6 protein-coding genes and 1 pseudogene are annotated in these 10,452 nt (G+C 71.5%); 1 reads left to right on the top strand and 6 read right to left on the bottom strand.

Going from position 1 to position 10,452, the window contains the following annotated elements; all coding sequences use genetic code 11:
- Both ACH4UM_RS25490 and ACH4UM_RS25485 read right to left on the bottom strand, forming a co-directional pair.
- On the bottom strand, positions 1–728 hold a 728-nt coding region (locus tag ACH4UM_RS25490; protein ID WP_398183561.1), incomplete at its 3' end, for a maltotransferase domain-containing protein.
- A gap of 207 nt (positions 729–935) precedes the next feature.
- A complete protein-coding gene (locus ACH4UM_RS25485) occupies positions 936–2,138 on the bottom strand; it encodes a S8 family peptidase (RefSeq protein WP_398183558.1) in 1,203 nt (400 codons plus the stop codon).
- 238 nt (positions 2,139–2,376) lie between these two features.
- On the opposite strand from ACH4UM_RS25485, the gene ACH4UM_RS25480 reads away from it, so the two are divergent.
- Complete coding sequence (locus tag ACH4UM_RS25480; protein WP_398183555.1) at positions 2,377–5,055, top strand: glycosyltransferase family 1 protein; 2,679 nt, start codon at positions 2,377–2,379, stop codon at positions 5,053–5,055.
- Positions 5,056–5,068: 13 nt separating this feature from the next.
- Here ACH4UM_RS25480 and ACH4UM_RS25475 read toward each other — a convergent pair whose 3' ends face one another.
- From ACH4UM_RS25475 to ACH4UM_RS25460, 4 genes and pseudogenes are all read right to left on the bottom strand, one after another.
- Positions 5,069–5,590 (bottom strand): DUF1990 domain-containing protein, encoded by a 522-nt coding sequence (locus ACH4UM_RS25475; RefSeq protein WP_398183553.1) that lies wholly within the window; start codon positions 5,588–5,590, stop codon positions 5,069–5,071.
- Positions 5,591–5,682: 92 nt separating this feature from the next.
- Entirely contained in the window at positions 5,683–7,347 is a 1,665-nt protein-coding gene (locus ACH4UM_RS25470) for a M4 family metallopeptidase (RefSeq protein WP_398183550.1), read from the bottom strand.
- 241 nt (positions 7,348–7,588) lie between these two features.
- The gene (locus ACH4UM_RS25465) at positions 7,589–9,631 is read right to left on the bottom strand and encodes a M4 family metallopeptidase (RefSeq protein WP_398183548.1); all 2,043 of its coding nucleotides are present in this window, start codon (positions 9,629–9,631) and stop codon (positions 7,589–7,591) included.
- A gap of 369 nt (positions 9,632–10,000) precedes the next feature.
- Positions 10,001–10,430 (bottom strand): annotated as a pseudogene (locus ACH4UM_RS25460) (transcriptional regulator); the annotation flags it as partial.
- Between the last annotated feature and the right edge of the window lie 22 nt (positions 10,431–10,452).

Genomic DNA, 10,452 nt, shown 5'->3' with positions numbered 1-10,452 from the left:
AGCAGCGCAAGCGGTTCGGAGGCGGTGACCAGCTCCCGCAGCGGATACCGGGCCAGCACCGCGTCCACCTCCGGCGTCAACGCCGCCGCGAGGCGGGCCGCGGCCGACCGGTTCCCGTCCCGCAGGGCCGCCGTGGCGGCCAGGACGACGTCCCGGTCCTCGCCCCCGCCCTCCGGCACCCCGGCGGCCGCCCGTTCGTACAGACGTGCCCCCTCCTCCAGGACCAGATCGGTGTCCAGCCCTGCGGGAATCTTGATCCGGGCGTGGTGCCGCCAGGTGGCCACCGGATCGCTCCAGGCCTCGACCGTGTAGGTCCATCGCCCGGGCTCGCCGGCTGTCACGGTGGCGCCCCAGCGGTCGGTGCCGGGGGCCAGCTCGCGCATCGGGGTCCAGGGGCCGGGGCGGCCCTCCGGATCGCGCAGGACGACATTGGCGGCCACGGCGTCGTGGCCCTCCCGGAACACGGTGGCCGAGATCTCGAACGACTCGCCGGTCACCGCCTTGGCCGGCCTGCGGCCGTGCTGGACGACCGGCCGGACGTCGAGGACGGGTATCCGGCCGACGGCGGTGGCGCCGCCCGCGGAGGATCGCTCCGGGACCGGCGGACCGGAGTCGGCGGGACGCGCCGGCGGCGTGCCGCCGCCGGGCCTGCCGGCGGTGCCGCCGGCGTTTGTGCTGCTGCTCGTGCTGGTTGTCGGGGGTGCTGCCGAGTGGTGCGTGGCGGGCATGACCGCTCCTGTCCGCGTCAACGAGGGTGTGGGCGGATGTCTGTGGGGAGGTGGGTCCTGCGTGGTCTACCTGTGAGGTGTACCGGAGGAGCCTTCCCACCCTATTCGGGTGAGCAATCCGGCACTTTGTTAACTACTCACGCGTATGTCTACACACAAGACCGGCCCCGTCCGGATACGGACGGGGCCGGTGCGGGGCCTGCGCGGCTATGTCCGGGGTACCTGCAGAAGCCTGTTCGGCGAGCCCGGCCCCGCGCCGGAGATCCTGCCGGATGCGGCGCCCTTGACCAGCGCTTTCGCCACCTCGGCGGGGGCGGCCCCCGGATGTCCCGCCAGGTACAGGGCGGCCGCTCCCGCCGCGTGCGGCGCCGCCATCGACGTACCGGAGTACGTCGCCGTTCCGGTGTCGCTCGCGTACGAGGCCGAGGTGATCGACACGCCCGGGGCGAACAGATCCAGGGCCGAACCGAAGTTCGAGAAGCCGGCCCGGCCGTCGTGGCCGTCGGTGGCGCCGACGGTGATCGCCTCGGGCACGTCGGCGGGGGAGTACAGGCCCGCCGGACCGCCGTTGTTGCCCGCGGCGACCGTGTAGGTGACGCCGGCCTTGATCGAGTTGCGTACGGCGGCGTCCAGCTGCGCGTTGTAGGGGCCGCCGAGGCTGAGGTTGGCGACCGCGGGCTTGCGCGCATGCCGGGTGACCCAGTCGATGCCCGCGATGACCTGCGACGTCGTACCGGAGCCGCGGTTGTCCAGGACCCGCACGGCGACGAGTGAGGCCTTCTTGGCGACACCGCAGGCGGTCCCCGCGATGGTGCCCGCGACATGTGTGCCGTGGCCGTTGCCGTCCCCCGCGCCCGGGTCGTCGTCGACGAAGTCCCAGCCGTAGCTCGCGCGGCCGCCGAAGTCCTCGTGGGTGATCCGGATGCCGGTGTCGATCACGTACACCGTCACCCCCCGGCCGCCGCCGTCCGGCGCGGTGTACTTCCTGTTCAGCGGCAGGTTCGGCTGGTCGACACGGTCCAGGCCCCAGGACGGCGGATCGCTCTCGGTGCGGTCGAGCGTCACCCGGCTGTCCTGGACCACCGAGACCACACGGGGGTCGGCCGCCAGCCGCCGGGCCTGCCCGTCGTCGGCGCGGACGGCGTAGCCGTTCAGGGCCGTGCCATAGGTTTGGCCGATTCTCGCTCCGTACTGCTCGGCGATGCCCCGGCCGGCCGCCGAGGAGGCTCTGGTGTCCCCCTTGAGCATCACCAGGTAGCTGCCTCTGATGGTGCCGGGCCGGCCGGCTCCGAGTACCGGCCCCTGAGGAGCGGCGTGCGCGGGCAGGGTGACGGCCGACAGCGCGGCGGCCGCGGCGATCGTGATCATGCCCCCCACCCGGCGCAGACGCCGCGGGTGCGTCCGTGCCATGGTCCGAGTCCCCCTCCTCCACTCGGGTAGGGGAGCAGCGTCTCGTGGGGCGGCAAGGGGTACAAGAGGGTGATACGAAGCGGCCGGTCCGGCAGGTGGGGACAGGCCGTTCAGGCCGGTACAGGAGTTCGGGGGCCCTGCAACCCGCGTCGGCCCCGCCAGGACGGGTACCGTCGACAGTGACGGGGCGCACAGTGCCGTGCGTCCATCCAGCGAACGCGCCACGCCGAGGTGGAATGTGAAGGCGATCCGTCGGTTCACCGTCCGTCCCGTTCTCCCCGAGCCCCTGCGCCCGCTCAGTGAGCTGGCCCGCAACCTGCGCTGGTCCTGGCACGCCGAGACGCGTGACCTCTTCCAGTCCGTCGACCCCGAGCACTGGGCCGCCTCGGGCGGCGATCCCGTACGGCTGCTCGGCAGCGTGCGTCCCTCGCGGCTGGCCGAGCTGGCCGACGACCGCCGCTTCCTGCGCCGGCTGACCGCTGTCGCCGACGACCTGCACGACTACGTGCGCGGCGACCGCTGGTACCAGGCCCAGCCCGCCGGGCTCCCCGCCGCCATCGCCTACTTCTCGCCCGAGTTCGGCATCACGGCCGCCCTGCCGCAGTACTCCGGCGGCCTCGGCATCCTCGCCGGCGACCACCTCAAGGCGGCCAGCGACCTCGGCGTACCGCTGATCGGGGTCGGCCTGCTCTACCGCCACGGCTACTTCCGGCAGACGCTGTCCCGGGACGGCTGGCAGCAGGAGCACTACCCGGTCCTCGACCCCAACGAGCTGCCCGTCACCCAGCTCAGGGAGGCCGACGGCACCCCGGCCCAGGTCTCGCTCGCCCTGCCCGGCGGCAGGGCGCTGCACGCCCGGATCTGGCTGGCCCAGGTCGGCCGGATCCCGCTGCTGATGCTGGACTCCGACGTCGAGGAGAACGACCTCGGCGAGCGCGGGGTCACCGACCGGCTCTACGGCGGCGGCAGCGAGCACCGGCTGCTGCAGGAGATGCTGCTGGGCATAGGAGGAGTGCGGGCGGTGCGGACGTACTGCCGGCTCACCGGGCACCCCGGGCCGGAGGTGTTCCACACCAACGAGGGGCACGCGGGCTTCCTCGGCCTGGAGCGGATCGCCGAGCTGTGCGACCGGGGGCTGGACTTCGACGCGGGCCTGGAGGCGGTGCGCGCGGGAACCGTGTTCACCACCCACACCCCCGTCCCGGCCGGCATCGACCGCTTCGACCGGGAGCTGGTCGCCCACCACTTCGGCCCCGAGGCCGAGCTGCCGCGCATCGATGTCGAACGCATCCTCCGGCTCGGCATGGAGAGCTACCCCGGAGGTGAGCCGAACCTGTTCAACATGGCCGTGATGGGCCTCAGGCTCGCCCAGCGCGCCAACGGTGTCTCGCTGCTGCACGGGAGGGTCAGCCGGGAGATGTTCTCCGGGCTGTGGCCGGGATTCGACCCCGAGGAGGTGCCGATCACCTCCGTGACCAACGGCGTGCACGCGCCCACCTGGGTGGCCCCGGAGGTGTTCCGGCTCGGCGCCCGGGAGATCGGCGCCCAGCGCACCGAGGACGCGCTGTCCGTGGGTGGCTCCGAACGCTGGGACACGGTCGCCGACATTCCCGACCAGGACATCTGGGAGCTCCGCCGCGATCTGCGGGAGCAGCTGGTGGACGAGGTGCGCGGGCGGCTGCGGGCCTCCTGGCGGCAGCGCGGCGCCGGGATGGCCGAGCTGGGCTGGATCGACGGCGTGCTCGACCCCGACGTGCTGACCATCGGGTTCGCGCGCCGGGTCCCGTCGTACAAGCGGCTGACCCTGATGCTGCGCGACCGCGACCGGCTGATGGATCTGCTGCTGCACCCCGAACGGCCGATCCAGATCGTGGTCGCGGGCAAGGCCCACCCGGCGGACGACGGCGGCAAGCGGCTCATCCAGGAGCTGGTCCGCTTCGCCGACGACCCGCGCGTACGCCACCGGATCGTCTTCCTGCCCGACTACGGCATGGCCATGGCACAGAAGCTGTACCACGGCTGCGACGTGTGGCTGAACAACCCGCTGCGCCCGCTGGAGGCGTGCGGGACGTCCGGGATGAAGGCCGCGCTCAACGGCTGCCTCAACCTGTCCGTCCTGGACGGCTGGTGGGACGAGTGGTTCCAGCCCGACTTCGGCTGGGCCATCCCGACCGCCGACGGGGTGGATGGGGGTACCCCCATGAGTTCGGCGACGGGGGACGACGCCGACCACCGGGACGACGTCGAGGCCGCGGCGCTCTACGACCTGCTGGAGCAGCGGGTCGCACCCCGCTTCTACGAGCGCGGGGCGGGCGGACTGCCCGACCGCTGGATCGAGATGGTCCGCCAGACCCTGACCCTGCTCGGACCCAGGGTGCTGGCGGGCCGCATGGTCCGCGAGTACGTCGAGCGCCTCTACGCACCCGCCGCGCACGCTCATCGCGCGCTGGGCCCGGACGCGGCGCGCGAGCTGGCGGCCTGGAAGGCGCGGGTGCGGGCGGCCTGGCACGAGGTGACGGTCGACCACGTGGAGACGTCCTCCCCCGTGGCCGAACGCATGGAGGTGCCCGCCTCCACGGCCACCGCCGAGCTGGGCGCCACCCTCGGCCTGCGGGTGCGCGTCGGCCTGGGCAGCCTGGGCCCGGAGGACGTGGAGGTGCAGGCCGTGTCGGGCCGGGTCGACGAGGAGGACCACATCGCCGACGCCACCACGGTCCCCCTGAAAGCGGCGGGCGCCCCCGACCCCGACGGCCGCTGGGTCTACGAGGGCCCGCTCTCCCTGGACCGCACCGGCCCCTACGGCTACACGGTCCGCATCCTCCCGGCCCACCGCCTGCTCGCCTCGAGCGCCGAACTCGGGCTGCTGGCGGTGCCGTCCGAGGAGACGGGGGAGGGGGCGGGGGTGCTGCTGCGCTGAGCGGCCGCGGCGGTCAGGGCTGCGGTGTGTCGGCGCACAGCCTGCGCAGGGCGGTGCCGCACCTTCGGGCGTAGGCGTGCTGGAGGCCGCGGGTCGCCGGGCCGCCGGCGCGGGTGTACCACTTGGCCGGGCGGCTGAAGGCGGTCACCGTGAGCCAGACCGTGCCGTCGCCCGTGCGGTCCACGACGAAGGACTCCTCGCCGCACTCCGGGTGGCCGGGCAGGGTGCCGTAGGCCCAGCCGGAGCGGCGGGGCTCCTCGGCCGTCCAGACCACGCGGCAGGGGGCCTTGATCATGCCCGCCAGGGTGACGGTGACGTCGACGCCCGGCGCGGCGCGGTCCGCGGCCGACGCGATCCCGATGCCCATCGCCCGGTGCATCTCCCAGGTCAGCACGGCATCGGACGCCCGCCGGAACACCTCCTCGCCCTCGCCGATGCGCGTGCGCACGTGCATGGGGTGGAAGCCCGGCGGGCAGGCGGAGGCGTTGTCGCGCGTCGCGCCGACCTCCTCGTAGGTGAAGTCCTCCGAAGACATGGGACCCAAGCGTAGGGCGGCCCCCGGGAGGGTTCTCCCCCCGGGGGCCGCCCCGGCCGGCCGTGCGCCGGCCGGCGTCTGCTGTGCGCAGGTCAGCTGACGTTGACGGCGGACCAGGCCGCCGCCACCGCGTTGTACTCGGCGCTGCCGGAGCCGTACAGCGCCGACGCGGCGTTCAGGGTCGCCGTGCGGGCGGCCTTGTAGTCGGTGGTCGACGTCATGTACGTGGTCAGCGCCTTGTACCAGATCTGCAGCGCCTTGGCGCGGCCGATGCCGGTGACCGTGGAGCCGTTGTACGTCGGCGAGTTGTAGCTGACGCCGTTGATCGTCTTCGCGCCGCTGCCCTCGCTCAGCAGGTAGAAGAAGTGGTTGGCGACGCCCGACGAGTAGTGCACGTCCAGGTTGCCCACGGACGAGGACCAGTAGTCGGCGGAGCCGCCGTCCTTGCTGGGCTTGTCCATGTAGCGCAGCGGGGTGCCGTCGCCGTTGATGTCGATCTTCTCGCCGATCAGGTAGTCACCCGGGTCGGAGGCGTTGTTGGCGTAGAACTCCACGCCGGTGCCGAAGATGTCGGAGGTGGCCTCGTTCAGGCCGCCGGACTCGCCGGAGTAGTCCAGGCCCGCGGTGTTGGAGGTGACGCCGTGGCTCATCTCGTGGCCGGCCACGTCCAGCGAGGTCAGCGGGTGGGTGTTGCCCGAGCCGTCGCCGTAGGTCATGCAGAAGCAGCCGTCGTCCCAGAACGCGTTGACGTACTGGTTGCCGTAGTGGACCCGCGAGTAGGCGCCCACGCCGTTGTTCTTGATGCCGTTGCGGCCGAAGGTGTTCTTGTAGAAGTCCCACGTCTCCTGGGCGCCGTAGGCGGCGTCGGCGGCCGCCGTCTGGTCCGAGGTGGAGCTGGAGGCGGTGCCGGTGCCCCACACGTCGTCCGAGTCGGTGAACAGGGTGCCCTGGGTGGAGCTGGTCTTGTGAGCCTTGTTGTACGTCTTGTGGCCGCCGCGGGTGGTGTCGTACAGCTGGTACGTCGACCCCGACAGGTAGGTGTTGAGGCTGACCGTGCCCGAGTAGAGCGTCTTGCCGGTGCCGGTCTCCACGCCCTGGTACTCGTAGAGCTTCTTGCCGGTGGCCGCGTCGGTGATGACGTGCAGCTGGTTCGGGGTGCCGTCGTCCTGGAGGCCGCCGACGACCGTCTCGTAGGCGAGGACCGGGGTGCCGTTGCCCGCCCAGATGACCTTGCGCGGGGCCTGGTCGGCGGCGGTCTTCTGCGAACCGGCGGCCTTGGCGGCGGTCAGCGCCTGCTTCTCCGCCTTGGCGGTGGCGATCTGCGGCTTGAGCGAGGCCACCTTGATCGTCGCCCTGGTGGCTCTGGTGACGCCCTCCGTCCTGCCGGCCTTGGAGGTGTGGACGATCAGGTCGCCGCCGAGCACGGGCAGGCCCGCGTAGGTGCGCTCGTAGCGGGTGTGCAGGGTGCCGTCGGCGTCCTTCACGACGTCCTTGACGACCAGCTTCTCCCTGGCGCCGAGGCCTATGTGCCGGGCCGTCTGCGCGGCGCCGGCCTGCGCCTGCTGGATCAGGGAGGTGCGGGCGGCGTCGGACAGCGCGGTGGGGGCGGCGGCGAGGGCGGCCCTGCCGGTGGAGTCGGCCGTGGGCTGCGCCGAGGCACTGGTGGTCAGACCGGTGCTGAGGAGGAGGGCTCCGGCGGCGACAGCGGTGGCGACGGCCAGAGTGGTGCGCTTGTGACGCGCGTAGCGGGGAGTCACACAAGCTCCTTATGTGGGGGATGCCGGTCGGCGTGGGGATGCCGGACCGGATCGGATGTCAGGTTGCTGTGCTCGTGCGGCGGGTGCAGGAAGAGTGACATCGAGGGCGCGTACATGTCAGGAGGGCAAAGTGATGTTGGCCGAAAATCGACTGTCCGGTTAATGTTTCGAAAATGTGAACGGGCGCCGCCCCGGGGTTCTGGACCACCGGGACGGCGCCCTGCCTTCGGTCCCGAGGGGCCTACGGGAAGGTCACCTTCCAGCCGTCGATGTAGCCGGTGTCGTACGTCGCCACGTCCTGGACGCGCAACTTCCAGGTGCCGTTGGCCGTTTCGGAGGAGGCGTTGACGGTGTAGGTCGCGTGCACGTCGTCCGCCGAGTCCGAGCCGCTGGAGTTCTTCAGGCGGTAGGCGGTACCCGACGGGCCGATCAGGTCGATCACCAGGTCACCGCGCCACGTGTGCACGATGTCGACCGAAACCTGAAGGTTCGACGGGGCGTTGCCGGTCCGCCCGGAGACGGTGACGGACGAGGTCACCGCGGGGCCGTTGTCCGGGATCGAGACGTTGGCGGTGTTCTCGAACGAGGTGCCGCCACCGCCGCCACCGCCGGAGCGCGAACCGACCGCGATGGCCGCCCAGGCGTCCTGCACCGCCTTGTACTCGGTGCTGGAGGTGCCGTACAGCTCGCCCGCGGCCGCCAGCGTGCCGGTGCGGGCGCTCGCGTAGTCGGTGGTGGAGGTGAACTTCGTGGTCAGCGCCCGGTACCAGATCTGCAGCGCCTTGTCCCGGCCGATGCCGGTGACCGGAAGCCCGTCCGCGGTGGGCGAGTTGTAGCTGACGCCGTTGATGACCTTGGCGCCGCTGCCCTCGCTCAGCAGGTAGAAGAAGTGGTTCGCCGGGCCGGAGGAGTAGTGCACGTCCAGGTTGCCCAGGCCGGAGTACCAGCTGTCCTTGGACGAGCCGTCCTTGCTGGGCTTGTCCATGTAGCGCAGCGGGGTGCCGTCGCCGTTGATGTCGATCTTCTCGCCGATGAGGTAGTCGCCGACGTCGGTGGAGTTGTTGGCGTAGAACTCCACGCCTGTGCCCATGATGTCGGAGGTGGCCTCGTTCAGGCCGCCGGACTCGTCGCTGTACTCCAGGCCCGCGGTGTTGGAGGTGACGCCGTGGCTCATCTCGTGGCCGGCCACGTCCAGCGAGGTCAGCGGGTCGGCGTTGCCCGAGCCGTCGCCGTAGGTCATGCAGAAGCAGCCGTCGTCCCAGAACGCGTTCACGTACGAGTTGCCGTAGTGGACGCGCGAGTAGGCCGCCTGGCCGTCGTTGCGGATGCCGCTGCGGCCGAAGGTGTTCTTGTAGAAGTCCCACGTGGCCGCGGCCCCGTAGTGCGCGTCGGCGCCCGCGGTGGCGGCGTTCGACGTGGTGCCGTTGCCCCAGGTGTCGCTGGACTGCGAGAACAGCGTGCCGGTCCCGGAGGTGCCGTGGTTGAGGTTGTACGTCTTGTGGCCGCCGCGCGCGCCGTCGTTCAGCGTGTACGTCGAACCCGACTGGGTCGTCGTCAGTGAGACCTGGCCGCTGTACTGGGTGTTGCCGACACCGGTCTCGATGCCCTGGTGGCGGAACAGCTCCTTGCCGGTGTTCGCGTCGGTGATGACGTGCAGCTGGTTCGGGGTGCCGTCGTCCTGGAAGCCGCCGACGACCGTCTCGTAGGCCAGTACCGGCTTGCCGCTCGCCGCCCAGATCACCTTGCGGGAGGACTGGTCGATGGTGGCCTTGGTGCTGCCCAGCGCCTTGGCGCGCTGCACGGCCTGCTTCTGCGCGGTCGCCTTCGACACGGCGGCGGTCAGGCTGCTGACCTTCACGGTCGCGTTCGTGGCCTTGAGCACCCGCTCGGTCTTCCCCGAACCGGCGGTGTCGACGATCAGGTCGCCGCCGAGCACGGGCAGGCCGGCGTAGGTGCGCTCGTAGCGGGTGTGCAGGGTGCCGTCGGCGTCCTTCACGACGTCCTTGACGACCAGCTTCTCCTGGCTGCCCAGGCCGATGTCCTTCGCCGTGCGCGCCTTGGCGCCGTCGGCGTCGCGGATCAGCTCGGCGCGCTGCGAGGGCGTGAGCTTCACGGCGGCATGGGCCGGGTTGGCCTTCCCGGTCGGTGCCTGGGTGGGGGCGGCGCTGGCGGTGCCCGTCTGCACCGCCGCGGCGATCAGCGCGGCGACCCCGGCGAGGGCGACGCCCGCGGTCCGGCGGGGGGTGATGTGGGAGGTGCGTCTGCGAGAGCTGCTGCTACTCAACACTGACTCCTTCTGCGTGGCCGCGGATCGCACGGCCAGGGGGAGATCCGGACGGGGGGTGAGCCGCCCGGGCAGAACAGGTCGTAACGCGGAACCAGGTGCGGAAGTACCGGCCGGCGCACTGCCGTTGAACTGTGGGGGTGCTGTGGGGTGGCTGTGGCACGACCGAGGGGAAGAGTGACAGGAGATCGCGACGTCTGTCAGGAGCGCGTCAGAAACTTGGCCGGAATTCGTTCGTTGTCCGGATGTTCATGTTCGGTATACGAACCAGTCGCAGGTTTGCGGTCGGGATGGAATAGAGAGAGGTGAAACTTACCGGCTGGTCAGTCTGGGCTGGGACTTGGATGGGGCAGGCGAGATGCGGCCCCGCTGCCGCTCGGCCGGCAGGCCACGACGGTGTACTCGCGTGCGCTGATAGGCGCTGGGGCGGAGCCGGTCGGCCCGTTGCATGGCTTCGACGGCTCCGGCCTTGTCACCCGGTTTCGTAACGGACCTGGATGACGTGGTAGTTGAGCGAAGAGGGGTCGTACGCGCCGAACGCCTTTCCGCGTGACTCCGCACGATCCATGGCCGTCTCAGCCTCCCGGACGTAGCGCAGCCCGCCCGAACGGTCGCCCGTCTGAGCGGTGGCGTGCGCCTGCTGGCCGACGAGGAAGGCCCGCATCCGGGGCCCGGCTTTCGGGGAAGCCACGGCGGCGGCGTCGGCCAGTTCCATGGCCTTCGCTCCGTGACGGAGGTCGACCGCCTGGACGCTCATGCCCCGCAGGGTGGTGCAGCACGTCAGGTGGTCCCCGGCCGCGCAGCCGAACCGCCCACGCCGG

This window comes from Streptomyces sp. NPDC020801 (assembly GCF_044334385.1).
Classification (GTDB): Bacteria; Actinomycetota; Actinomycetes; order Streptomycetales; family Streptomycetaceae; genus Streptomyces.
This window is presented reverse-complemented; position numbering and strand designations above follow the sequence as displayed.